We start from the raw sequence: 22,719 nt of genomic DNA, 5'->3' as shown, positions 1-22,719 counted from the left end.
TACCTCTCAATTCGTGTGATCTCACGCGGACCGCTTCGCACAAGCGACCGCCAGATCGTCCAGCGCCCGCTGAACTGCATCGTCAATCGCCAACTCGTCCAGGGCATTTCGAGCAAGCTCAACCCGATGGCCAATCATGTCTTCGATCCGCTGCGCAGCACCGGTTGTCACAATCAACGTCTTGAAGCAGTCAAGCTGTGTCTCATCGAGATCGTCACTGTTCACCAGTTCGACAAGCCGGAGCCGCGCCGGCTCGTCGGCCAAGTGATGGGCGGTTACCACAACGCTGGTCGCCTTGCGTTCGAGCAGATCCCCCCCACTAGGCTTGCCGGTGATCGCCGGCGAGCCGAAGACACCCAGAAGGTCATCGCGAAGTTGGAAGGCCTCACCGACGGCGGCACCATAGCGGCCCAGCTGCGCCAGAGTGCGATCGTCGCAACCGGCCATTGCCGCCCCAATCTCCAACGGGCGGCGCACCGTGTAGTTGCCCGACTTGCGCCTCGCTACGTCAAGAACCGCATCCAACGACGGAAGGTCGCGCACATCGCTTGCCAGGTCGCCGAATTGGCCGACTGCCAGTTCGATGCGCATGGCGTCGTAGCGCGGCCATATTCGTTGCAGGCGGTGAGCATCGATGCCACTTTCGCGTAGCATCTGCTCGGCCCAGATCAGGCACATGTCGCCGAGCAAGGTAGCGGCCGATTCGCCGAAACGTTCTGCTGAGCCCGACAATCCACTTTCCCGGTACCAACGGGCCAGCTTGACATGGGCGGCCGGAAGGCCTCGGCGTTCGGACGATTGGTCCATCACGTCGTCTTGCAGGAGCGCGAAGGCGTGCAGCAGCTCCAAACTGGCGGCGGCCGACAGGGCCGCTGAACTCGGTGCGGCTCCAGACAACCAACCCAGGTACATGAAGGTGGAGCGCAAGCACTTACCCCGCGAGACAAACTCCTCCAGCAGGTCGCCGGCCGCGTCGAAGCCAGCCACGTCAAGAGCCGTGCGCTGGGTCGCGACGTAGTCGGCAATGCTGGCCAGCACGGCCAGTCGCAGGTTGGATAGCCAGGCGCCACCGGAGACGGTGACTGCCCGGTTTCTCTGCGTCGTCGGTGACGAATCCGCAACGGGCGCCATCGACAGTGAACTGATCTCGGGGCTGACCTCGGCGCTCATCTCGGGACTCATCTCGCCAACTGGTGGAACTTCCGCCAGCCGCGGCAACCGATGGGTCGAACGGCCAAAACTCATCCGGTCATTCCCCTCTTTTGGGTGGTCAGGAACGGGTCAATGGCGCTCGACGAGCCGCCGCGGTTGTCATGTTCTGGTGCATCTTCTTCCTTGTAGAGCCCTGTTCCTGGTAGAGACCTGTTCCTGGATGGCCAGTGGTGCGGTCGTCGGGGGTTCGATAACAGCCATTCGGAACCGATCTGGTCATGGATGGGACGGGTGAGAAGATTTCTCTGCCGGTTGCTTCATTTGCCGCCCGCGGGCCTTCCCGGCGCATCCGGAACAGGCCTTTTGCGCGGTCCGCGCCCAGCCCAGGCTGGTGATCTCCACGATCTCGTCGGCAGATGCCGGCAATCCCGTTCTGTAGCCCACCCACTGTGCAACCACCGGCGTTGCGCCAACGACAACGCGGCATACGAACCGCCGCCAATGAGAAGATGACAGTGATGACTCCTCAGACCCAACGCAGCGTGCGCGACGAAATGCTGCACGCCGCCGTCGGTCTGCTCAACGACCACGGTCCCGATGCACTGCAGACCCGCAAGGTGGCCAGTGCCGCCGGCACCTCGACGATGGCCGTGTACACCCATTTCGGCGGGATGCCCGGGTTGATCGCAGAGGTCGCGGACGAGGGCATGCGCCAGTTCGACGCTGCGCTGGCGCTACCCCACACGGCCGACCCGGTCGCCGACCTGCTGGCCACTGGGCTCGCCTACCGGCACTACGCCATAGAGCGCCCCCACATGTACCGGCTGATGTTCGGCAGCACCAGCGCGCACGGCATCAACGCGCCGGCTCATAATGTTTTGACGCTATCGATCCCGCAGATCGGCGAGCGCTACCCTGCCTTCGCGCAGTTCGTCCGCTCGGTGCTGCGGTCGATCGAGGCGGGCCGGATCAGCGTAGAACCCGTCGACCCCAACGCTGCGGACGCTGCCGTGGTGGCCACAGCCGCCCAGCTCTGGTCGCTCATGCATGGGTTTGTGATGCTCGAACTGGCGGGCTTTTTCGGCACCGACGGCTCGGCAGTCACGCCCGTGCTGGGATCGCTGATCTCACGAGAGCTAGTCGCTCTGGGCGACTCACCTGAGCAAGTATTACAGTCGCAGCGGTTGGCGGTCGGCGTCGGCTGAGCACGCTACTAGCCCCCGATCCTGGGGGCTAGTAGCGAGTTGACTTACTTGACGGAGACGGTGGCGCCGGCGGCCTCGAGCTTGCCCTTTGCCTCTTCGGCGGCCTCCTTGGCAACCTTCTCCAGCAGTGGCTTGGGCGCCCCGTCGACCAAGTCCTTGGCCTCCTTCAGGCCCAGGCCCGAGACGATCTCACGAACGACCTTGATGACGCCGATCTTCTTGTCGCCGGCGGCCTCGAGGATCACGTCGAACTCGGACTGCTCCTCGACGGCCTCGGCCGCACCGCCAGCCGGAGCGGCGCCCGCGGCGGCAACAGCGACCGGAGCCGCGGCGGTGACCTCGAAGGTCTCCTCGAACTTCTTGACGAAGTCCGAGAGCTCCAACAGCGTCATTTCCTTGAACGCGTCCATCAGGTCGTCGGTCGAGAGCTTTGCCATGGTTGGGGTCCTCCTCAATTGATTGGGTTTAGGGTGCTGCTGCTATTCGGCTTCAGCCGGGGTCTCGGCGGGTGCTTCCGCCGGCGCTTCGGATGCCTTCTTTTCCTGCAGCGCGGCCGCGAGCCTGGCCACCTGCGAGGCCGGCGCGTTGAACAGCCCGGCCGCTTTGGCGAGATTGCCTTTCATGGCGCCGGCGAGCTTGGCCAGCAAGACTTCGCGGGACTCCAGGTCGGCGATGCGCTCGACCTCGGCGACGGTCAACGGATGGCCGTCCATGTAGCCGCCCTTGATGACCAGCGCCTTGTGCTCCTTGGCGAAAGTCTTGAGCGCCTTGGCGGCGTCGACTGGTTCACCGGTGACGAATGCGATCGCTGTGGGGCCGACGAACAGCTCGTCGAGTCCCTCGACACCGGCTTCGGAGGCCGCCCGCTTGATGAGGGTGTTCTTGGCCACCGCGTAGGTACCCGACCCACCCAGCGACCGACGCAGCTCGGCCAGGTTGGCCACCGTCAGACCGCGGTATTCGGTGATCAACGTCGCGGTCGACGCCTTGAAGCGCTCGGTGATGTCCGCAACGGCGGTGGCCTTGTCAGCCTTGGCCATGCCTGCCTCCTGACGTGGAAGTCCAGTGGAAGTCGCGCGGCGACTTGATGTCTGTGATCTCCCGAACGAGGACAGAAACGACGAAACGCCCCGGCGCAGGAAGTGGCCGGGGCGTTGAAATACGCCGGCGCATTCGCCGGCTGTATCTGCCTCGTCCTCCTGCGTGGGCCGCCGGGATGTTCCCGGACCTTCAACCGATTGCTCGGTGACCGACGGTCTTCGGTGGATCGGCAACCACAATAGCGGGTGGCCATCCGATCAGCCAAAACGACAGCCCGACCGGTCCAGGTCCGGCCACTGTCCGCACCCTTGCCCGTCAGCCCAGTCCCGCGAGCCTGACCGCGCCGACCAAGCCGGCTTCACCCCCCAGCTCGGCGGGTACCAGTCGCAGAGCGGACAGAAAATCCAGACCGAGATAGTCGGCCAAGGCCTCGCGCAGCGGGTCGAACAGCAGGCGACCCGATTTCGCGACGCCACCGCCGACGATAACCAGGTCGAGGTCGCACACCGCACCGACCGAGGCGATCATCGCCGCGAGAGCACGGGTGCCCCGGTGAAATGCCGCCAGCGCCACCTCATCACCAGCGCGCGCCGCGTCGGCCAGCGCCCTGGCGCCAGCGCCGGGCGGCGCCGACCAGCCATTGGCCCGCGCCCAGCGCACCATCGACGGTCCGGAGGCGACCGTCTCAACGCAGCCCCGGCCGCCGCACGAGCAGGCCTCACCCTCTCGGTCGACCACCACATGTCCGACGTGACCCGCATTGCCGGTGCGGCCGGCGTAGGGGGCGCCGTCGAGCACCAGTCCCCCGCCGACGCCGGTGGAGACCACCATGGCCAGCAGGAAGCGCGCGCCCCGCCCCGCTCCCCGCCAGTGCTCGCCGAGCGCCATACAGACCCCATCGCCGCCCAGTCGTACCGGCACCCCGGGCACCACACCCGCAACCCTGTCCACCAGCGGGAAACCACGCCAGGACGCGATATTGATCGGGCTAACGGTTCCGCTGTGCAGGTCAATGGGACCTGCTGAGGCAATGCCGACCGCAGCAACGGCACCGCCCGCCACGCCGAGCGCATCGGTGATCATCTCGGCGACCGCGGCCCAGACTTGTTCGGCTCCGCTGGCGGCTGGGGTAGCGCAGGTGGCTGTATGTATCAGTGTGCCGGCGGGATCGGCCAGGCCGGCGGCGATCTTGGTGCCGCCGATGTCGAGGCAGAGGGTATGCATGCGTCGATCAGTGCCGGTGGGTGTTGTCGGGCTGGCGCGGGTCGCCGGGATGCTCGTAGCCGGGGGCCAATTGGACCAGCGCAGCGCGCCGCGCGTCCAGCCACACCCGGAAAGCGCGTCGCCGCGCGGCGCCCACGAGGTGCTCGGCAATCGCCGACCGCACCTGCTGCAACGGCGGACCGACGGTCGACGGGGAGCGCCAGCCGTCGCGGTCGGCGCGGGGCGCGGCAAACCGCAGTGGGTTGCGGGCGTGGTAACCGGCTACCTCGTCGGCGCTGACCCAGACGTCGGTGGTGACGTCGGCAAAAAGCGCTCGGGCCTGCGGATTGGCCAGCGTCGCCGCGGCCACACTACCGACCTCGAGGCAGGCCGTCGCATCGGGCAGTAGCTCGGCCTGAGTCGGCGCGTCCGTCACGCGCAGCCCGCGCCGCACCGCCTCGGCGGCGACCACCCGCTCGGTCACGATCAATTGTGTGAGCCAGCGCCGCAGCTGCCGTCCTTCGCTGGTGCCGCTGGCCGGCAGCGCGGCCGACCGCGCACCCGCGCGCAGCCGAGCTTCGGCGGCGTCGACCTCATCGACGGCAACCGCGACGCCGTCGACCATCGCGACCACCCGCGCGGCGACAATGCTCGCCGGGGGCGCGAAGCTGCGGAATCCGACCGGGACGCTCATGTCACGGTCACCCTAACCGCCGGCGTGTAGACGAGCCTGCCCGCGCAACCCACTCGGACAAGGGCCCACCACTGTCCGGGTTCCAGCGAGTGCGGCGGGGTCACGTCGAAGACGAGTTGGGCAGTTCCCCGGGCCCGCAGCGTGGCGCCGAGCACCGCCGGGCCGATCCACTCCCAGGTTCCCCACGGGCTGATCAGGTGGGCCTCTATCGCAACGTCGGCGCACGCATCGGTGCCCACCGCAATGGACAGCTGGGCCGAGTCGCCGGCGGCCAGTTCGACATCGGTCGGCCCGTCAACGAGGTACAGCAGCTCGCCGACATCTTCGCGAGCACCGACAGCGACCACGCACACGTCTTCGACCGCTTGGCGCCAGGCCACCGGTACAGCCGTGTCTGTGACGCGCAGCGCGGCCCGGATGGGGTATAGGCCCGGAGAAGTTTCGTCCGGGATGCGCACCACCACGTCGGCCTCGAGATGCTGCCCGCTGGATAGCGTGAACGGCAGCTCGGGTGGTGTCGCCGACCAACCGTCGGCGCACCTGAGCACAACCACGCCAGTCAGCGCGGAATCGGTGCAATCGCTGGCGGCAGTCAGGCGCAACACCACGTCGCTGCCCGGCGTGGCGGTTGCCGATTGCGGATGCACATAGGCGACGGCCGGCAACCCACCCAGCGGCGCGGGACCGCGGTTGTGCAGCCAATAGCGCGCATAGAGCGGCTGGGCGGCCTCGGCGTGCGGGGCCAGTGCCATTCCATCGGCATCGAGCACCTTGGGTAGGTCAAACCGGGCCAGCATCGTGGCGACCTGGAACCCGTCGAGATCCGATGACCGTGTGCGCCCCGCCAGCACTCCGACCGGGGTCTCCAACAGATCGGCCAGCTCGCCCGTCTGTATGGCGCCGAGGTCGCAGTCCAGCGCGACGCGCGCACCAGTCCCGCTCGTCTCCACCAACCGCAGCGCCACCGCAGCCGGGTCGACCGGATTCCCGCTGCCGCTGGCCAAGGGGTTGCCTGCCGCTTTGAGAGCTCCCAGGTGCACCGATTCGGCCGGCTCAAGACGCAACAACGAACCGACGCGCGACAGGTTGACTCCGCGGTCGCGTGCGGGCATGACGAGCAGTGGGTGGGAGAACCGTGCGCTGTGAGCCGGGATCCCGGCATCCCGCCAATCGCCGGCGCCGCAGACTAATGCGTAGTCGAAATGATGGGTCCAGTGCTGGAGTTGAAAGCTGGAGCCGTCCGGCGCGGTGCGGCGCGGTTCGTCGATCCAGACGCCGGACGGCCACCCGGTGCAGGACCGCATCAGCGCGGTATGCAAGGTCCCGTCGACGTCGACGGCGAAGCTGGGCACCCCGCGGTTGAGCAACGCAACCGTACGGGCCTCGAAAGGTTCCATCCCCGATCCGACCCGCTGCGTGACGACGATCTCGGCGTCCGCCAGGTCGTCGGCCACCGACGCGATCTCGGTCCGCAGGTTCGTGTCATCGGAGCCGTCGATCACCAACACCGGCAGCGCCCGCGGTGCGCGAAGGTCGGCACCGGGCAGCCACGCCGCGGCCAACGGCGTGGATTCGGCGGCCGCGGGCACCCACACTCTGGCCCGCCCGGTGCTCGCGAGTTGGCTTTCGAGTTCCGCGGTGTACTCCGGGTCGGCGCTGGCCAGTACGGCCTTGGTGAAGGTGTTGCGGTCGGGCCCACCCAGCGCAATCCGCGTGTCCGGCAGATTGGAGTCGACGTCGAGGTGGCCGTAGCGCGGCTTGTCCGCGCCGCTGCACGTGGCGGTGACACTGGCGCGGACCAACGCGACCATAAGGTCGCGCGCGAGCGGGCCGGACATCGCCTCCGCCGGCGAGACGACCTCGGCGACTGACACTGCCCGCACCGCGTCGCCGACGCGCACCCGCATCGCCGAGGACAGACCGAACCAGCCGTACGCCGGGTTGTCCAGCGTCCACAGATGCTGTGCGGTGTCCACCGATTCGGGGCCGTCGTGCAGCAACGCGAATCCGCGACCGACAACGGCGTCGCCGACCTCACTGACCGGCATCGCGCCCGGCACCGGGCACGGCCAGCGCAGCCGCAGCAAGCGATCTGACCCGGTGAACCCGTCGATGGTCGTGCGGCAGTCCACCCGAGCCACGCCGTGCCACAAGGTCAGGGTCTGGGTGTAGCTCAGTACCGTGTCGATCCGGCCCGCCACGACCAGCCGTTGCCCCAGCGGCCCGTGGTAGGCCCGCACCGAAGCGACCGATTCCGACGAGCAGACCACCGGCCCCTTGGGCAGCAGATGCCACGGGCCCTCCCCCTGCGTTGGGTGCGCTGGGTATTCCTCGTAGACGGCGAGCTCATTTCCCAGCCCGCCGTCAGCGATCAGCTGGCGGCCCTGATGAACCAGCGACCGCACCGCTCCGCCGCGGTCGGCGTCCGCGGCCAGCCGGAAGTGCTCGTTGGCGATCTCCGTGCCGGCAACCGACTGCCAACCGGCCACGTCGTCGGCGGGACTCAGCCGGTACGCCCGCCAGCCGAGCGACGGCACATCGCGAGCCAGCCAGGTCACCGATCGTCCGTCGTGCTCGACCTGCACGGGCACCTCGGTGCCGTCGGCGTCCAGGACTCGCACGCCGGCGTCGACCGGCGGGTCAATGCTGGCAGTGACGACATCGCTGCGCTGGTGGGTCAGCGGGTTCCATACGACCACCGTGTCGTCCGAACCAGCGACGACGCTGGACAGCAGCGCCAGCGAGTTGTCCCGCGCGGCCCGGCCCAATTCCCATGCGTCGCGCCAACCGGTGAGCAGATCGAGGTAGACCTGGTCGGATTCCGAGCCGGTGATCGCGTCGTGGTGTGCGCCGTAGGCCAGCTGCACCCAGGCCTTGGCCAACGGCGCCTGCGGGTACTCGGCGCCGCTCAGCAAAGCAGCGAATACGGCGAATCGCTCGGCATCCAGGACGGCGTTCTCCGCGGCCCGGTTGGCTTGTTTGGTGTCGATGTACGACACGTCCTTGCCGGTGTAGATCGGGTTCATGTCGCGGGTCTGCGGCGACGGCTCAACACCGCGCTCGGTCAGTTCGGCGCGAACCGCCGCGAAGAACTCCCGTGGTAGCCCGCACACGAATCGCGGCCAGGTGTAGCGGGCGCCCCAGTCGCGGTGGATCGCGGTGACCCACTTGTTCGGCGGAGTGTAATCGGTGCCGACCGGCAGCAGCACGTTGCGGGTCAGCGCGACCTCCTTGAGCTGACCGAACAGCGCGTAGGTGGCGTCTTGCGCCTCGGCCAGCGACGTCGAAGAGTCCATCCACCAGCCCGCCGAATAATGCGCCGGCATGTAATGGGTCAACAGCCCACGCCCGGAAGGCGCGATCCACTCGAACTCGCTGCAAAACTGCATCCGCTCGACCCCGCCACTTTCCGAGCCGCCGTGCGCCGGGCCCCATTGGTGGTGCGGCCCCCGTGCCCACGAACTCGACGTCAGCCCGGCATCGGCGGCCATTCCGGGAAACTGCGGATCGTGGCCGAACACGTCGAGCTGCCATGCGGTCGCCGGGTCCGCCCCGAGCACGTCGCGCTGAAACCCGATGCCGTGTACCAAGTTGCGGATGGTGGTCTCGGGACTTGTCAGGTTGGTGTTGGGTTCGTTGTAGGTGCCGCCCATCACTTCGACTCGGCCTTGCGCAAGGAATCGGCGCAGGTCAGCGCGGTCCTCGGGGTGGGCGTCCCAATACGGCTTGAGGTAGTCCACCTCGGCCAGCACGAATTTGTACTCAGGCTCGCGGCGCGCCATTTCCAAGTGCGCCGCCACCAATGCGAAGCCGTTGGCCTGGCGGGCTCGTCCGGGCGGGTCTTCGGTCCATCGGCTGGTATAGGCGCCCTGGGTGTTCCACCACACCGGGTCGTAGTGGAAGTGGCTGACCATGAACATCGTCCACCCCGGCTCGGCGACGACGAACTCGAAGGGCAGCCCGGGCCTGTCGCCGGGCTGCACCCGGGCGGCGCGGCGTTCGCCGACAACCGGCGCCTCGACCGTAACCGGAATCTCGATGACGCAGTCGCCGATCGTGGCGGCCGCCTGGCCACGCACCCCTGGGCCATCGATGCGAATCGACGTCGGCTCCGTGCACCCGGTGACCGTGACGCGCGCCAGCTGCAGCGGCTCGTCGGCCGGGCCTACAAAAAGCTCGGTAGACTCCGCCGAAACCACCTGCATTACCGCACCATACGGCGCCCGACCGGCGGATTGACGCCCCGGTCACGCCTGCAGCATTCGATGTCATGGCGTCGACCAGAAGGAGTGAGCATGCCGGCTCTGGCTGGCCGGGTGAGCGACGAGCGCGGCGCGCTGCGGGAGTTCCTTGCGTATCACCAGAGCGCCTACTTCGCGGTGTCGCATGGCCTCACCGACGAGCAAGCCAGGGCCACGCCGTCGGTCAGCGCTCTGTCGATCGGCGGGCTGGTCAAGCATGCCACCGGTGTGCAGCGCAATTGGATGGCACGCGTCGCCGCGGCACCCCAAGCACCACCTCGAGACCCCCGCCCGTTCGACGAGATCGCCGAGGAATTCTCCGACGAGTTCGTGATGCGCTCCGACGACACGCTGGCGGGGCTGCTGCGGGAATTCGAAACAGAGAATGCGAAATCGCTGCGGTTGGTGGAAATTGCGGACTTGGACGCCGCAGTGCCGGTTCCGGCTGAGATTCCATGGTTTCCCCCCGATATCGAAGCCTGGTCGGTGCGGTGGGTCATCCTGCACGTCATCAACGAGCTGGCCCGCCACGCCGGACACGCCGACATCGTCCGCGAGAGCATCGACGGCGCCACCATGTATGAACTGATCGCCGCGCAGGAGCACTGGAAACCGCAGCCGTGGCTGTCGCCCTGGCGACGGCCTGAGTAGAAAGAAGATGTGCTGACCACAAGCGGCGTAGCTCGCCGGGAGACGCCTGACGGCGTCGTCGAGCTCTACTACGAGGAGCTCGGCAACCCAGCCGGTCCTCCGGCGCTGCTCATCATGGGCCTGGGCGCACAGCTGCCGATGTGGCCGGACGGCTTTTGCGCCCAACTGGTCGACGCCGGATACCGAGTCGTCCGGTTCGACCACCGAGACACGGGGTTGTCGGCCAAGATGCACGGACTGCGCGCGGACGGCTCGGTCTACCGGCGCATCGGCCGCTACTTGCTGGGCAAACCCAGCCCAGTGCCCTACACCCTGATCGACATGACGCAGGACGTCGTCGCTCTCCTGGATCATCTGCGCATTACGCGAGCCCACATCGTGGGCGCCTCCCTCGGCGGGATGATCGCGCAGATCCTCGCCGGCACCCAGCAGGCGCGGGTGGCGTCGCTGGGCATCATCATGTCGACCACGGGCAAACCACTGTCGGCACCACCGGCCTGGCGGGTTATCAAGCGAGCGTTCGACTCGCCACCCAAGGACGCGTCCGTCGAGGAGAAATTGGCCTTCGAGGTGCGCAATATCGCAGTGTTCAACGGCCCGAACTTCCTGCCATCCGACGGCGCGCTACGCAATCGCGTCCAGCAGCTGGCGGAACGTTGCAACTATCCGCCGGGCATCGTGCGCCAGTTCGACGCCGTGCTGGGCACCGGCAGCCTGCTGGCCTACAGCAAGGCGATCTCCGCGCCTACCGTGGTGCTGCACGGTTCGGTGGATCCGATGCTGCGGCCACGCAACGGGCGGGGCGTGGCCGCGGCCATCCCAGGTGCTCGCTTTGTCGTGGTCGATGGAATGGGCCATGACCTTCCCGAGCCCGTGTGGCGTCCTATCGTTGAAACTCTCACCGAGAACTTCGCCCTTGCCGACTAATTTCGGAGCGCCACCGAATGTGCAATCAGTGCGAAATTCCGGCCGGATTTTCGCAACGATGACACATTCGGCGACCATTACCAGCACGTGAGCGGGCTCACGCAAATTGGGACTCGCTTGCTTCGGTTTGGCACACTGCTGGAATGAGTTCTACAAAACACCGCGAGGTGGTCAAGCTTGACCGGGTGCCGCTGCCGGTTGAAGCGGCCCGGGTAGCCGCCACCGGATGGCAGGTCACCCGCACCGCCGCTCGGCTGGCCACGAAGCTGCCGGGCAAGGGTGCGTTGCAGCACAAGGTCATCAAAGAGATCCCCCAGACCTTTGCCGACCTCGGTCCGACGTACGTGAAGTTCGGGCAAATCATCGCGTCGAGCCCCGGGGCGTTCGGAGAGTCGCTCTCCCGCGAATTCCGCGGCCTTCTCGACCGGGTGCCACCCGCTAATACCGACGAGGTACACAAGCTCTTCGTCGAGGAGTTCGGGGACGAGCCGGCCAATCTTTTCGCCACTTTCGACGAGGAGCCGTTCGCGTCGGCGTCCATCGCGCAGGTCCACTACGCGACGCTACACAGCGGCGAGGACGTCGTTGTCAAGATCCAGCGGCCCGGTATCCGCCGCCGGGTCACCGCAGACCTGCAGATCCTGAAGCGGTTCGCGCAGGCCGTCGAATTGGCCAAGCTGGGCCGCCGACTGTCTGCCCAAGACGTGGTCGCCGACTTCGCCGACAACCTGGCCGAAGAGCTGGACTTTCGACTCGAGGCGCAGTCGATGGAAGCCTGGGTCTCTCATCTGCACGCCTCACCGTTGGGTCGCAATATCCGGGTACCGCACGTGCATTGGGATTTCACCACCGAACGAGTGCTGACCATGGAGCGGGTGCACGGAATCCGCATCGACGACGCGGCCGCCATCCGCAAGGCGGGGTTCGACGGTGTCGAGCTGGTGAAGGCGCTGCTGTTCTCGGTCTTCGAAGGCGGCCTGCGGCATGGGTTGTTCCACGGCGACTTACACGCGGGCAACCTCTACGTCGACGACGAGGGCCGCATCGTGTTCTTCGACTTCGGGATCATGGGCCGCATCGATCCCCGAACCCGCTGGCTGCTACGTGAGCTCGTGTATGCCCTGCTGGTGAAGAAAGACCATGCCGCGGCCGGCAAGATCGTCGTGCTGATGGGCGCCGTGGGGACCATGAAACCCGAAGCCGAGGCCGCCAAGGATCTGGAGAAGTTCGCCACCCCGCTCACCATGCAATCGCTGGGCGATATGTCGTATGCGGACATCGGCCGCCAGCTCTCGGCGCTCGCCGACGCCTACGACGTCAAACTGCCGCGCGAACTGGTGTTGATCGGCAAGCAGTTCCTCTACGTCGAGCGGTACATGAAACTGCTGGCGCCGAAGTGGCAGATGATGTCCGACCCGCAACTGACCGGCTACTTCGCCAACTTCATGGTCGAAGTCAGCCGCGAGCATCAATCCGACGTCGAGGTCTAATCCGGGACTCGACCCAAGTTGCTACCGTGGGCGCGGGAGGTACCGGCTATGACCAAGCTGACACCGTATTACGCAGACTCACAAGCCGCGTATGACATCTCGGATGACTTCTTCGCATTGTTCCTAGACCCCACCTGGGTCTATACCTGCGCCTACTTCGAACGCGAGAGCATGACCCTCGAGGAGGCCCAACTCGCCAAGCTGGATCTGGCCCTGGACAAACTGAACCTGGAACCGGGTATGACGCTGCTCGACGTCGGGTGCGGGTGGGGTGGAGCGCTGGTCCGCGCCGTGGAGAAGTACGACGTCAACGTGATCGGCCTCACCCTGAGCAAGAACCACTATCAGCGCAGCCGGGACCGGCTGGCGACCACTCCCACGCGCCGCCACGCCGAGGCCCGACTGCAGGGCTGGGAAGAGTTCGACGAAAAAGTAGACCGGATCGTCAGCTTTGAGGCATTCGATGCGTTCCGTAAGGAACGCTACGGCGCATTCTTCGAACGCTCGTACGACATCCTGCCGGACGACGGTCGGATGCTGTTGCACAGCTTGTTCACCTACGACCGCAGGTGGTTGCACCAGCAGGGTATTGCGCTGACGATGAGCGACCTGCGGTTCCTGAAATTCCTGCGCGAATCGATCTTTCCCGGTGGCGAACTTCCCTCCGAACCCGACATCGTCGACAACGCGCGAATCAATGGGTTCTGTCTCGACCGCATCCAGCTGCTGCCGCAGCACTACGCACGGACCCTCGACATGTGGGCCGCCAATTTGGCGGCAGCCCGGGATCGCGCGATCGCCGTGCAGTCCGAAGAGGTCTACAACAATTTCATGCACTATCTGACCGGCTGCGCCGAACGCTTTCGCCGGGGCTTGATCAATGTGGCGCAGTTCACCCTCACCAAGTAGGTACCGTCGCAGCGCCCGGATCGGAAAAGCCTATTCACACGATCGCAAATGGGTAGGTTAGGCCCGCATCCGTGTAAGGTGCCGGGGATGGCCACCTGATGAAGGTGCCCGCACCCATCTGGGAGGACCCATGTCTGACAAACCAGCGGGCACCGTGTGCACGCCGTCAAATCTTGAAGACGTGCAGGCACACTACGACCTGTCGAATGAGTTCTTCGCGCTGTTCCAGGACCCGACCCGCACGTATAGCTGCGCATACTTCGAACGCGAGGACATGACTCTGCACGAAGCGCAGCTCGCCAAGCTCGACCTGACGCTCGGCAAGCTCGGCCTCGAGCCCGGGATGACCCTGCTCGACATCGGCTGCGGCTGGGGCTCCACCATGAAGCGCGCCATCGAGAAGTATGACGTCAACGTGGTCGGGCTAACGCTGTCGAAGAACCAGCACGCCTACTGCCAACAGGTGCTCGACGAGGTCGATAGCAATCGGACGCACCAGGTGCTGTTGCGCGACTGGGCCGAGTTCAGCGATCCGGTAGACCGCATCGTCACCATTGAGGCGCTCGAGCACTTCGGCTTCCACCGCTACGACGACTTCTTCAAATTCGCCTACGAGGCCATGCCTGCTGACGGCGTGATGCTGCTGCACTCGATCACGGGTCTGCACCCCAAGCAGGTGATGGCGCGCGGGATACCAGTCACGATGGAGTGGGCCAAGTTCATCAAGTTCATCCTGGCCGAAATTTTCCCGGGCGGCAGGCTGCCCATGATCGAGTCCGTGGAAGAACACGCGGAAAAGGTGGGTTTCACCGTGACCCGTCGCCAGTCGCTGCAGCCGGATTTTGCCAGGACCCTCGACCTGTGGGCGGAGGCCCTGGAGGCGCGCAAGGACGAGGCCATCGAGATTCAATCCGAAGAGGTCTACGAGCGGTACATCAAATACCTCACCGGCTGCGCCAAGGCCTTCCGGATGGGCTACATCGACTGCAACCAGTTCACCCTGGCCAAGTAGACTTCCGTGCCGCAGAAGGGCTACCCGGGCACAGCCTGACACCGGCTTGTGACACCCTGAGGACACCGCGAGAACACGTGCGCTTCGTGTGCAGCTGAGCAAGAAACACCATCCAGGAGAACGCAACGAGAATGGCTGACAACCCAGTAGGTCCGACCAAGACGCGGACGCGCTCCGAGGACATCCAGGCGCACTACGACGTCTCCGACGACTTCTTCGCCTTGTTCCAGGACCCGACCAGGACCTACAGCTGCGCCTACTTCGATCCACCAGAGCTCACGCTCCAAGATGCTCAGTACGCCAAGATCGACCTGAACTTGGACAAGTTGGATCTCCGGCCCGGTATGACCCTGCTCGACATCGGGTGCGGTTGGGGCACCACCATGAAGCGTGCCGTCGAGCGGTTCGATGTCAACGTCATCGGCCTGACCCTGTCCAAGAACCAACACGCTCGCTGTGAGCAGGTGCTGGCTTCGGTCGACACCAACCGCTCCCGCCGAGTGCTGTTGCAAGGCTGGGAAGATTTCACCCAACCCGTCGACCGGATCGTGTCGATCGAGGCCTTCGAGCACTTCGGGCACGAGAACTATGACGACTTCTTCAAGCGGTGCTTCACCATCATGCCCGAGGACGGCAGGATGACCGTTCAAAGCAGCGTGAGCTACCACCCCTTCGACATGGCCGCCCGCGGTAAGAAGCTGAGTTTCGAGACCGCTCGCTTCATCAAATTCATCATCACCGAGATCTTCCCCGGCGGTCGCCTACCCTCCACCGCAATGATGGTCGAACATGGCGAGAAGGCCGGTTTCGTTGTCCCTGAACCACTTTCACTTCGCCCGCATTACATCAAGACGCTGCGGATCTGGGGGGACACGTTGGAGTCCAACAGGGACAAAGCCATCGAGACCACCTCTGAAGAGGTCTACGACCGATACATGAAGTATCTGCGCGGCTGCGAGCATTACTTCACTGACGAAATGCTCGATTGCAGCTTGGTGACCTACCTCAAGCCCGGCGCCGTTACCTAGGCCGTCACCTGGGCCAGAGCCTCGGCCCGCCCGCCGTCGGGACTAGGCCTCGGCGGCGAAGTTCCGGGTGATCGACGGGTCAACGGGAATCCCCGGGCCCGTGGTCGTCGATACGGTGATCTTCTTCAGGTAGCGGCCCTTCGACGACGACGGCTTGAGACGCAGCACCTCGTCGAGGGCGGCTCCGTAGTTCTCTGCCAGCAGTGTGGAGTCGAACGAGGCTTTGCCAATGACAAAGTGCAGGTTGGCCTGCTTGTCTACCCGGAAGTTGATCTTGCCGCCTTTGATGTCGGCAACGGCTTTGGTGACGTCTGGCGTCACGGTGCCGGTTTTGGGGTTGGGCATCAACCCGCGCGGACCCAGGACTCGAGCGATACGACCGACTTTCGCCATTTGGTCGGGTGTCGCGATCGCGGCGTCGAATTCGAGCCAGCCGCCCTGAATCCGCTCGATCAGGTCGTCGCTGCCCACGACATCCGCCCCAGCGGCGACGGCCGCATCCGCCTTTTCACCCACGGCGAACACCGCAACTCGCGCAGTTTTTCCGGTGCCGTGTGGCAGGTTGACCGTGCCGCGGACCATCTGGTCTGCCTTGCGCGGGTCGACCCCAAGCCGGATGGCCACCTCGACGGTCGCGTCCTGCTTGGTCGACGACGTTTCTTTGGCAAGCTCGGCGGCCTGCAGCGGCGTATAGAGGTTGTTGCGGTCGATCTTCTCGGCCGCAGCGCGATATGCCTTGCTGGTTTTGCTCATTGGATATCCAATCTGATGTTGGGTCGTGGTCGGATGGCGGGCCGAAGCTGGCCCTCCCACGTTTTCTTGATTTGTCGGACTCCTCCTCGGGCCGCGGACGGCCCGCATCGTCGTCCAACGGGTTTAGACGGGTGATTTTACTATTCGACGGTGATCCCCATTGATCGCGCGGTACCGGCGACGATCTTGGCGGCCGCGTCGATGTCATTGGCGTTGAGGTCCGCCTTCTTGGTCTCGGCGATCTCACGAACTTGGTCCCACGTCACCTTGGCGACCTTGGTCTTGTGCGGCTCCGATGAGCCTTTGGCCACGCCAGCGGCCTTGAGTAGCAACTTGGCAGCGGGCGGCGTCTTGAGCACGAATGTGAAGCTGCGGTCCTCATAGACCGTGATCTCCACCGGGACAACGTTGCCGCGCTGATTCTCGGTTGCGGCGTTGTACGCCTTGCAGAACTCCATGATGTTGACGCCGTGCTGGCCGAGCGCAGGGCCCACCGGCGGTGCAGGGTTAGCCTGCCCCGCCGCGATCTGCAGCTTGATCAGCCCGGCGACCTTCTTCTTCGGGGCCATGACGTGTCGATATTCCTTCCTGATTTATGCCTGGTCTATGCCTGTCTTATGCATGCGGCCGCCCGCACGCGGGCGTGAGCTAGATCTTGGAGACCTGGGTAAAGGTCAGTTCTACCGGCGTTTCGCGGCCAAAAATGGAGACCAGCACCTTGAGTTTCTGCTGTTCGCCGTTGACCTCGCTGATGGTGGCCGGCAACGTGGCAAAGGGCCCGTCCATCACGGTTACCGATTCGCCCACCTCGTAGTCGACCTCGACAACCGGGCGTTCCAGCCCACCCGCCTCGGCGGTCGCGGTGGTCGTCGCCGCGGCACCTTTCGCGGTCTTTTTCGTCGAGCCCCGCGGCAACAGGAACTTCACCACATCGTCGAGAGTGAGCGCCGACGGGCGAGACGTTGCGCCAACGAACCCGGTCACCCCGGGCGTGTTGCGCACCGCCGCCCACGAGTCGTCCGTCAAATCCATGCGCACCAGGATGTAGCCGGGCAGCACCTTGCGGTTGACCTGCTTACGCTGGCCGTTCTTGATCTCCGTAACTTCTTCGGTGGGCACCTCCACCTGGAAGATATAGTCGCCGACGTCCAGGTTCTGCACCCGGGTTTCAAGGTTGGCTTTGACCTTGTTCTCGTAGCCAGCGTAGGAGTGGATGACATACCAGTCGCCAGGCTTGCCCCGCAGGTCCGCCTTGAGCGCGGCGGCCGGGTCAACCTCTTCGGCGTCTTCCGCCTCTAGCGGTGGAGTGGCTATGTCTTGGGGGGCACTGGCCTCCTGCAGGTCGACCGCCTCATCTGTGGACGGGTCACCGTCGAAGGTAGTCACGGTTTTCAGTCCTCTCTATCCCTGTCGAACCTCAGCCGAACACCAACAGGACCAGCTTGGTCAAGCCGAAATCGGCCAGGCTGACCAGCGCCACCATGAAGGCCAGAAACGCCAACACCACCGAGGTGTAGGTGACCATCTGTTTGCGGTTCGGCCAGATCACCTTCCGCATCTCGCCTACGACCTGCTTCAGGTAGTTGTAGACGAATGCGATCGGGTTGGCTGGCCTCGCCCCCGGTTTGCCCTTCTTGGCCGTCTTGGCTCGGGAATCCTTCTTGGAATCCTTCGACGTGGCCTTCTTGCCCGAGTCCTCCTTGGCGGCGTCGGTGTCGTCGGAAGCCTCGGCCGACTCGCTGTCGTCCACGTCCTCGTCGGCATCGGCCACGCGCTGTCGCGACCGCTTGCCTGTGGGTCGGTGCGGTCGTGCCGCCGGCTTTGTCACCAGAGCCGTCCGCCCACCACTGTCGCGGTTGTCCTCGCTGTCGGCGCCGTCGGCTACCGCTTCGTCGGCAGCGTCGCCCTCGTCGCTCACCGCGTGCTCCTTCGCTTGCTAGCTATCCCGCGAGCCGTTCCGATCTCGTCGGGCACCTCCCAGTGTCCACCATGGCACGATACCCATGGTCACCGATGGTCCGTTCTTGCTTCGGCCGTCCCGACCCGAGTTGTCGCCGGAGGTGGCCTGCAGCAGGGGCGACAGGACTTGAACCTGCAACCTGCGGTTTTGGAGACCGCTGCTCTGCCAGTTGAGCTACGCCCCTTCGCGGCTGGCAGGCAGGACCAGACCAGACCAAGCCAAGCCAGAGCCAACCTCGTTGTGCCGGGGCTTACATGACGCGCGCGCCCTCCGTTCGGCCGATCGCGAACTGAGACATGAGGCGGATGGTTTGTCTCACCCGTCGCTCACTCCGCTCGTTCCACTTACGGAAAGCGCGCTTATCTAGGGAAAACCCCGAGGTCCGAGTGTACATGGCGGTAGGAGTCAGACACCAATCACGCGGTTCTGATGACCTGTCCGGTTTCCTTGTCCCATTTGAGCTTGGCCGAACCATCACCCTGCTGGCCCATCAGGGTGGTGAAGGCCTCGATGACCAGCTCACCGTCGTCGTTGGTGCAGATGTTCTTGGTGACCACGATGTCGGCACCAAAACGCTCGTCCACCGAGTGGATGTCCATCCGAGCCCACAACCTGTCCCCGGCCAATATCGGTTTGTGGAACACGAACCTCTGGTCGACCTGGACGATCTGCATCGTCTCCATACCGATGTCGACATTGCGGAAGAAATCCGATTGGACGAGTTTCGCAAGAATGGTCACGAAGGTCATCGGCGCCACGATGGCCGGGTAGCCAAGTTGGGCAGCGGCATCCTCGTCGTAACAGGCCGCGTCCTCACACTGGATGGATCGTGCAAATCCCCGAACCTGCTCGCGACCCACGACGAAACTGTCCGGGTACTTCCAACTCATCCCGCGAATGTCGGTCTTGAGAGCCATAAACTGCGCCCGCCTACGCCAATTTCGCCGAAGCGATGGCCCGACCGAAGATCTTCTTGCCGTCAGTGGTGGCTGTCAGTGCGATGGTCACCGACTTGCTATCCGGATCAATCGACTTCACCCGGCCGGTGAACACGATCTCGGCGCCCTTACCGTCGTTGGGCACCGGCACGATCGAGGTGAACCGCACGTTGTATTCGGTGACCGCGCCCGGATCGCCGACCCACGATGTGACGTAGCCGCCGCCGAGGCCCATCGTCAGCATGCCGTGGGCGATCGCGGTGTCCAACCCCACGACCTTGGCGATCTCGTCGTCCCAGTGGATCGGGTTCAGGTCACCCGACACCCCGGCGTAGTTCACCAGATCGGCGCGGGTCAGCGGGTAGGTCTTCTCCGGAAGCTGGTCTCCAACCTGGACCGAACCGAACTCACGCAGCGCCATCAGAAAATCCCTCTTCCCCATCCTCGCCGGCACGGCCCGCCAGGGTCGTGTAGGTCTCCTGCACAATCTCACCAGCTTCGTTGGTGATTACGTTCTTGGTCACGATGATCTGAGTGCCGTGCGCTAGACGCATCGAATCCACATACACATCGCAATAGAGCTTGTCGCCCGCCACGATCGGCTTCATGAACTTCAGAACTTGGTCAACCTGGACGATCTGCGCCTCAGAGGTCGCGATGTTCGCCTGTTTGAAGAACGCCGACTGAGCCTTGTAGCCGAATACGCAGATGAACGTCAGCGGGGCCAAAAGGCCCCCATATCCAAGTTCGGTGGACGCACTCTCCTCGAAGAACGAGGCGTCGTCGTTTTGCACGGCGACGGCGTACTCGCGGATTTTCTCCCGCTCAACCTCGTAATAGTCGGGGTACCGATAATGCATTCCGACGATGTCTTCGGTCAGCGCCACGGCTATACAACCTACCTATTCGGTCCGAATAACTAGCTGCGGGGCTGCCCTACCGCGTCTCGCGGTGCGCCTCGTGCTTGCCGCAATTCGGGCAGAACTTCTTTACCTCGAGCCGGTCCGGGTCGTTGCGGCGGTTCTTCTTGGTGATGTAGTTGCGATGCTTACACACCTCACATGCCAATGTGATCTTCGGCCGCACGTCGGTACTGGAAGCCATGTCCTTTTCTCTTTCTTCTCTTTCCCAACTCCGTAGAACGTCTCGTGGTTGAGTTGTAGCGATGGCCGGACTCGAACCGGCGACCTAACGATTATGAGTCGTTCGCTCTAACCGACTGAGCTACATCGCCTCTGGGCCACCCCACCTTACGGTCGGGGCCGCCCGCCTGCGGCGTCTGCCGAGCCCCCTAACGGAATCGAACCGTTGACCTTTTCCTTACCATGGAAACGCTCTGCCGACTGAGCTAAGGGGGCCGCTGACCCGTAGCGACCAGTCGGGCCGCGGGCCTAAAAGAGGGTACAGCCTGTCGCGCAACGTCACCAAACCACGAGTCACGATCCGGCGTGGGCAGCGAAGGCTACGCGGTGTCAGAGGGCGCGTGCCGGGTTCACCCGGTGTCGCTGCCATGCCGCGGAACCCAGGCGCTGGGATCGCTGAACTCGTCGTACTCCTCATCGTGCGACTCCTCGCTCGATTCACCGAGGAGGGTCCGTAGCGCGAGATTGACGGCCTCGCGCGCACCTGCCAAACGGTAACGACGTATCGCCTCTTGGATCAGGCCGTCGTCAACCTCGATCTCGACCTTGGTCAGCATGGCCCAACAATACCCACCGCGTTCAAGCCAGTGATCAAGGAATTGGGCATGTCGGTCGATCCCTGCCGTACCCGACATGAAGACGTCCCGCTTGGCGGTCTTGGGCGCGTGCTGGACGAGACCTAGTCTGGTGACGTGTCAAAGGATCGGCTGTACTTCCGTCAACTGCTTTCTGGTCGTGATTTCGCCCCCGGCGATATGTTCGCGACACAGATGCGCAATTTTGCGTACCTGATCGGCGACCGCCAAACCGGGGACTGCATGGTCGTCGACCCGGCGTACGCGGCCGGGGATCTGGTCGACGCGCTCGAGGCAGACGACATGCGCCTGTCGGGGGTGCTGGTGACCCACCACCACCCCGACCATGTCGGCGGTTCGATGATGGGTTTTCAACTCAAGGGACTTGCCGAGTTACTGGAGCGGGGATCCGTACCGGTGCACGTGAACACCCATGAAGCGCTGTGGGTTTCGCGGGTTACCGAGATACCCATCGGCGACCTGACGACCCATGAGCACGGTGACAAGGTCAGCGTCGGCGACATCGACATCGAGCTGCTGCACACCCCGGGGCATACGCCCGGCAGCCAGTGTTTTCTGCTCGACGGCCGGCTGATCGCTGGTGACACGTTGTTCCTCGAAGGCTGCGGACGCACCGACTTTCCCGGCGGAGACTCCGACGAGATTTATCGCAGCCTGCAGCAGCTGGCCAAGCTTCCGGGTGACCCCACCCTCTTCCCCGGACATTGGTATTCAGCCGAGCCAAGCGCCCCGCTGTCGGAGGTCAAGCGTTCCAACTATGTGTATCGCGCCACAGATCTCAGTCAGTGGCGAATGCTGATGGGCGGTTGAGGGAGTCGGTCGGCGTCGCCGGGAGCGCACCGGAAAAACTCTGGGCTCGCTGAGACCCATCACGCAGATCTGATTCAATCGACTGACTGCCCGTATCGAAGGAGTAACCATGAGCGGTCCGGTCATCTACAGCCGCAAGGATTCCATCGCGGTCATCAGGATGGACGACGGCAAGGTCAACGCGTTGGGCCCGACCATGCAGCAGGCCCTCAACGAAGCCATCGACAACGCCGACCGGGATGACGTCGGGGCGCTGGTGATCACCGGAAATGAACGGGTGTTCAGTGGCGGCTTCGACCTGAAGATCCTTACCTCCGGCGAGGTTCAGCCGGCGATCGACATGCTCAGAGGCGGATTCGAGCTCTCCTATCGCCTGTTGTCCTACCCCAAGCCCGTCGTCATGGCTTGCACCGGCCACGCCATCGCCATGGGGGCATTCCTGTTGTCTTCCGGCGACCATCGGGTGGCCGCGCACGCCTACAACGTTCGGGCCAATGAAGTTGCGATCGGCATGGTTGTGCCGTATGCGGCGCTCGAGATCATCAAGCTAAGGCTGACACCATCCGCATACCAGCAAAGTGCCGGGCTGGCCAAGACGTTCTTTGGCGAAACCGCCCTCGCAGCTGGATTCATCGACGAGATAGCACTGCCCGAGGTGGTGGTCAGCCGCGCAGAGGAAGCCGCACAGGAATTCGCCGAGCTCGACCAGCGCTCCCATGCCGCAACCAAGCTGCGAGCCCGTGCCGAAGCCCTCAAGGCCATCCGGGCCGGGATCGACGGGATAGAAGCCGAATTCGGATTGTAGGTCTCGACGTGGACGGTGGGGTGTTGCGGTAGCTGGCGCAACCGCAACACCCCACCGTCGCCTCCTCCATGTCCCCCGTCGCCTCCTCCAGGTCGAAGTGTGACAGGCAGGCCGCGAGCCGTCACTTCACCTTCGCGGCCGCAGGGCGGCCGCAGACCGCTA

At 64.6% G+C, this 22,719-nt stretch carries 24 protein-coding genes and 3 tRNA genes; 9 read left to right on the top strand and 18 right to left on the bottom strand.

What is annotated here, in order from left to right; all coding sequences use genetic code 11:
* Positions 1–21 precede the first annotated feature (21 nt).
* Positions 22–1,245: a polyprenyl synthetase family protein gene (locus F6B93_RS04090; RefSeq protein WP_425518492.1), complete on the bottom strand. Its 1,224-nt coding sequence runs from the start codon at positions 1,243–1,245 to the stop codon at positions 22–24.
* Between the two features lie 416 nt (positions 1,246–1,661).
* Here F6B93_RS04090 and F6B93_RS04085 point away from each other — a divergent pair, with 416 nt between their 5' ends.
* On the top strand, positions 1,662–2,357 hold the full coding sequence (locus F6B93_RS04085) for a TetR/AcrR family transcriptional regulator (protein WP_211697859.1): 696 nt from the start codon (positions 1,662–1,664) through the stop codon (positions 2,355–2,357).
* Positions 2,358–2,401: 44 nt separating this feature from the next.
* Here F6B93_RS04085 and rplL read toward each other — a convergent pair whose 3' ends face one another.
* From rplL to F6B93_RS04060, 5 genes are all read right to left on the bottom strand, one after another.
* A complete protein-coding gene (rplL, locus tag F6B93_RS04080) occupies positions 2,402–2,794 on the bottom strand; it encodes a 50S ribosomal protein L7/L12 (protein ID WP_211697858.1) in 393 nt (130 codons plus the stop codon).
* A gap of 42 nt (positions 2,795–2,836) precedes the next feature.
* Positions 2,837–3,397: a 50S ribosomal protein L10 gene (rplJ, locus tag F6B93_RS04075; protein WP_211697857.1), complete on the bottom strand. Its 561-nt coding sequence runs from the start codon at positions 3,395–3,397 to the stop codon at positions 2,837–2,839.
* A 316-nt stretch (positions 3,398–3,713) separates the two neighbouring features.
* A complete protein-coding gene (locus tag F6B93_RS04070; protein ID WP_211697856.1) occupies positions 3,714–4,622 on the bottom strand; it encodes an ROK family protein in 909 nt (302 codons plus the stop codon).
* Positions 4,623–4,629: 7 nt separating this feature from the next.
* Positions 4,630–5,295 carry a DUF7158 domain-containing protein gene (locus F6B93_RS04065; protein WP_211697855.1) on the bottom strand — a complete coding sequence of 222 codons (666 nt, stop codon included), beginning with the start codon at positions 5,293–5,295 and terminating at the stop codon, positions 4,630–4,632.
* Positions 5,292–9,500 (bottom strand): glycoside hydrolase family 38 N-terminal domain-containing protein, encoded by a 4,209-nt coding sequence (locus tag F6B93_RS04060; protein WP_211697854.1) that lies wholly within the window; start codon positions 9,498–9,500, stop codon positions 5,292–5,294. The genes F6B93_RS04065 and F6B93_RS04060 overlap by 4 nt, the downstream gene beginning before the upstream one ends.
* Before the next feature lie 111 nt (positions 9,501–9,611).
* Here F6B93_RS04060 and F6B93_RS04055 point away from each other — a divergent pair, with 111 nt between their 5' ends.
* The 6 genes from F6B93_RS04055 to mmaA4 all read left to right on the top strand — a co-directional run bounded on the left by F6B93_RS04055 (position 9,612) and on the right by mmaA4 (position 15,553).
* The gene (locus tag F6B93_RS04055) at positions 9,612–10,187 is read left to right on the top strand and encodes a DinB family protein (RefSeq protein WP_211699259.1); all 576 of its coding nucleotides are present in this window, start codon (positions 9,612–9,614) and stop codon (positions 10,185–10,187) included.
* A gap of 9 nt (positions 10,188–10,196) precedes the next feature.
* A complete protein-coding gene (locus tag F6B93_RS04050; protein ID WP_211697853.1) occupies positions 10,197–11,114 on the top strand; it encodes an alpha/beta fold hydrolase in 918 nt (305 codons plus the stop codon).
* Positions 11,115–11,257: 143 nt separating this feature from the next.
* Positions 11,258–12,604, top strand: a complete 1,347-nt coding sequence (locus tag F6B93_RS04045; RefSeq protein ID WP_211697852.1) for an ABC1 kinase family protein — start codon at positions 11,258–11,260, stop codon at positions 12,602–12,604.
* 48 nt (positions 12,605–12,652) lie between these two features.
* Positions 12,653–13,513: a mycolic acid methyltransferase MmaA1 gene (gene mmaA1, locus F6B93_RS04040; protein WP_211697851.1), complete on the top strand. Its 861-nt coding sequence runs from the start codon at positions 12,653–12,655 to the stop codon at positions 13,511–13,513.
* A 130-nt stretch (positions 13,514–13,643) separates the two neighbouring features.
* The gene (mmaA3, locus tag F6B93_RS04035; RefSeq protein ID WP_211697850.1) at positions 13,644–14,525 is read left to right on the top strand and encodes a methoxy mycolic acid synthase MmaA3; all 882 of its coding nucleotides are present in this window, start codon (positions 13,644–13,646) and stop codon (positions 14,523–14,525) included.
* A gap of 131 nt (positions 14,526–14,656) precedes the next feature.
* Positions 14,657–15,553: a hydroxymycolate synthase MmaA4 gene (gene mmaA4, locus F6B93_RS04030; RefSeq protein WP_211697849.1), complete on the top strand. Its 897-nt coding sequence runs from the start codon at positions 14,657–14,659 to the stop codon at positions 15,551–15,553.
* Between the two features lie 42 nt (positions 15,554–15,595).
* Here mmaA4 and rplA read toward each other — a convergent pair whose 3' ends face one another.
* From rplA to F6B93_RS03970, 12 genes are all read right to left on the bottom strand, one after another.
* Complete coding sequence (gene rplA, locus F6B93_RS04025; protein ID WP_211697848.1) at positions 15,596–16,306, bottom strand: 50S ribosomal protein L1; 711 nt, start codon at positions 16,304–16,306, stop codon at positions 15,596–15,598.
* A 140-nt stretch (positions 16,307–16,446) separates the two neighbouring features.
* Entirely contained in the window at positions 16,447–16,875 is a 429-nt protein-coding gene (gene rplK / locus F6B93_RS04020; protein ID WP_211697847.1) for a 50S ribosomal protein L11, read from the bottom strand.
* A 79-nt stretch (positions 16,876–16,954) separates the two neighbouring features.
* Positions 16,955–17,692, bottom strand: a complete 738-nt coding sequence (gene nusG, locus F6B93_RS04015; RefSeq protein ID WP_211697846.1) for a transcription termination/antitermination protein NusG — start codon at positions 17,690–17,692, stop codon at positions 16,955–16,957.
* Positions 17,693–17,723: 31 nt separating this feature from the next.
* Positions 17,724–18,224, bottom strand: coding sequence for a preprotein translocase subunit SecE (gene secE, locus F6B93_RS04010; RefSeq protein WP_211697845.1), 501 nt, complete (start codon positions 18,222–18,224; stop codon positions 17,724–17,726).
* Positions 18,225–18,377: 153 nt separating this feature from the next.
* Positions 18,378–18,450 (bottom strand) — tRNA-Trp (locus F6B93_RS04005).
* A gap of 232 nt (positions 18,451–18,682) precedes the next feature.
* Positions 18,683–19,183 (bottom strand): (3R)-hydroxyacyl-ACP dehydratase subunit HadC, encoded by a 501-nt coding sequence (gene hadC, locus F6B93_RS04000; RefSeq protein WP_211697844.1) that lies wholly within the window; start codon positions 19,181–19,183, stop codon positions 18,683–18,685.
* Between the two features lie 13 nt (positions 19,184–19,196).
* Positions 19,197–19,625 (bottom strand): (3R)-hydroxyacyl-ACP dehydratase subunit HadB, encoded by a 429-nt coding sequence (hadB, locus tag F6B93_RS03995; RefSeq protein WP_211697843.1) that lies wholly within the window; start codon positions 19,623–19,625, stop codon positions 19,197–19,199.
* The gene (hadA, locus tag F6B93_RS03990; RefSeq protein WP_211697842.1) at positions 19,612–20,091 is read right to left on the bottom strand and encodes a (3R)-hydroxyacyl-ACP dehydratase subunit HadA; all 480 of its coding nucleotides are present in this window, start codon (positions 20,089–20,091) and stop codon (positions 19,612–19,614) included. The genes hadB and hadA overlap by 14 nt, the downstream gene beginning before the upstream one ends.
* A gap of 49 nt (positions 20,092–20,140) precedes the next feature.
* The gene (gene rpmG, locus F6B93_RS03985) at positions 20,141–20,308 is read right to left on the bottom strand and encodes a 50S ribosomal protein L33 (RefSeq protein ID WP_211697841.1); all 168 of its coding nucleotides are present in this window, start codon (positions 20,306–20,308) and stop codon (positions 20,141–20,143) included.
* A 56-nt stretch (positions 20,309–20,364) separates the two neighbouring features.
* A tRNA-Met gene (locus F6B93_RS03980) sits at positions 20,365–20,438 on the bottom strand.
* A gap of 51 nt (positions 20,439–20,489) precedes the next feature.
* Positions 20,490–20,562: transfer RNA gene (locus F6B93_RS03975), tRNA-Thr, on the bottom strand.
* 134 nt (positions 20,563–20,696) lie between these two features.
* The gene (locus tag F6B93_RS03970; protein WP_211697840.1) at positions 20,697–20,903 is read right to left on the bottom strand and encodes a type II toxin-antitoxin system VapB family antitoxin; all 207 of its coding nucleotides are present in this window, start codon (positions 20,901–20,903) and stop codon (positions 20,697–20,699) included.
* A gap of 135 nt (positions 20,904–21,038) precedes the next feature.
* On the opposite strand from F6B93_RS03970, the gene F6B93_RS03965 reads away from it, so the two are divergent.
* Together F6B93_RS03965 and F6B93_RS03960 are read left to right on the top strand one after the other, a co-directional pair.
* Entirely contained in the window at positions 21,039–21,752 is a 714-nt protein-coding gene (locus tag F6B93_RS03965; protein ID WP_211697839.1) for an MBL fold metallo-hydrolase, read from the top strand.
* Positions 21,753–21,861: 109 nt separating this feature from the next.
* On the top strand, positions 21,862–22,557 hold the full coding sequence (locus F6B93_RS03960) for a crotonase/enoyl-CoA hydratase family protein (protein ID WP_211697838.1): 696 nt from the start codon (positions 21,862–21,864) through the stop codon (positions 22,555–22,557).
* Positions 22,558–22,719: the final 162 nt, after the last annotated feature.

It is taken from the genome of Mycobacterium spongiae (assembly GCF_018278905.1).
Classification (GTDB): Bacteria; Actinomycetota; Actinomycetes; order Mycobacteriales; family Mycobacteriaceae; genus Mycobacterium; species Mycobacterium spongiae.
Note: the sequence above shows the minus strand (reverse complement) of the source record. Positions and strands in the feature narration are given on the sequence as shown.

Coding starts and splice junctions, on each gene's coding strand:
- rplA (WP_211697848.1), bottom strand. CDS start 16,306: ATGAGCAAAACCAGCAAGGCATATCGCGCTGCGGCCGAGAAGATCGAC.
- F6B93_RS04090 (WP_425518492.1), bottom strand. CDS start 1,245: ATGAGTTTTGGCCGTTCGACCCATCGGTTGCCGCGGCTGGCGGAAGTT.
- F6B93_RS03970 (WP_211697840.1), bottom strand. CDS start 20,903: ATGCTGACCAAGGTCGAGATCGAGGTTGACGACGGCCTGATCCAAGAG.
- mmaA1 (WP_211697851.1), top strand. CDS start 12,653: ATGACCAAGCTGACACCGTATTACGCAGACTCACAAGCCGCGTATGAC.
- rplL (WP_211697858.1), bottom strand. CDS start 2,794: ATGGCAAAGCTCTCGACCGACGACCTGATGGACGCGTTCAAGGAAATG.
- hadB (WP_211697843.1), bottom strand. CDS start 19,625: ATGGCGCTGCGTGAGTTCGGTTCGGTCCAGGTTGGAGACCAGCTTCCG.
- rplK (WP_211697847.1), bottom strand. CDS start 16,875: ATGGCCCCGAAGAAGAAGGTCGCCGGGCTGATCAAGCTGCAGATCGCG.
- F6B93_RS04085 (WP_211697859.1), top strand. CDS start 1,662: ATGACAGTGATGACTCCTCAGACCCAACGCAGCGTGCGCGACGAAATG.
- mmaA4 (WP_211697849.1), top strand. CDS start 14,657: ATGGCTGACAACCCAGTAGGTCCGACCAAGACGCGGACGCGCTCCGAG.
- F6B93_RS04045 (WP_211697852.1), top strand. CDS start 11,258: ATGAGTTCTACAAAACACCGCGAGGTGGTCAAGCTTGACCGGGTGCCG.
- mmaA3 (WP_211697850.1), top strand. CDS start 13,644: ATGTCTGACAAACCAGCGGGCACCGTGTGCACGCCGTCAAATCTTGAA.
- rpmG (WP_211697841.1), bottom strand. CDS start 20,308: ATGGCTTCCAGTACCGACGTGCGGCCGAAGATCACATTGGCATGTGAG.
- F6B93_RS04065 (WP_211697855.1), bottom strand. CDS start 5,295: ATGAGCGTCCCGGTCGGATTCCGCAGCTTCGCGCCCCCGGCGAGCATT.
- F6B93_RS04070 (WP_211697856.1), bottom strand. CDS start 4,622: ATGCATACCCTCTGCCTCGACATCGGCGGCACCAAGATCGCCGCCGGC.
- F6B93_RS03960 (WP_211697838.1), top strand. CDS start 21,862: ATGAGCGGTCCGGTCATCTACAGCCGCAAGGATTCCATCGCGGTCATC.
- hadC (WP_211697844.1), bottom strand. CDS start 19,183: ATGGCTCTCAAGACCGACATTCGCGGGATGAGTTGGAAGTACCCGGAC.
- F6B93_RS04060 (WP_211697854.1), bottom strand. CDS start 9,500: ATGCAGGTGGTTTCGGCGGAGTCTACCGAGCTTTTTGTAGGCCCGGCC.
- rplJ (WP_211697857.1), bottom strand. CDS start 3,397: ATGGCCAAGGCTGACAAGGCCACCGCCGTTGCGGACATCACCGAGCGC.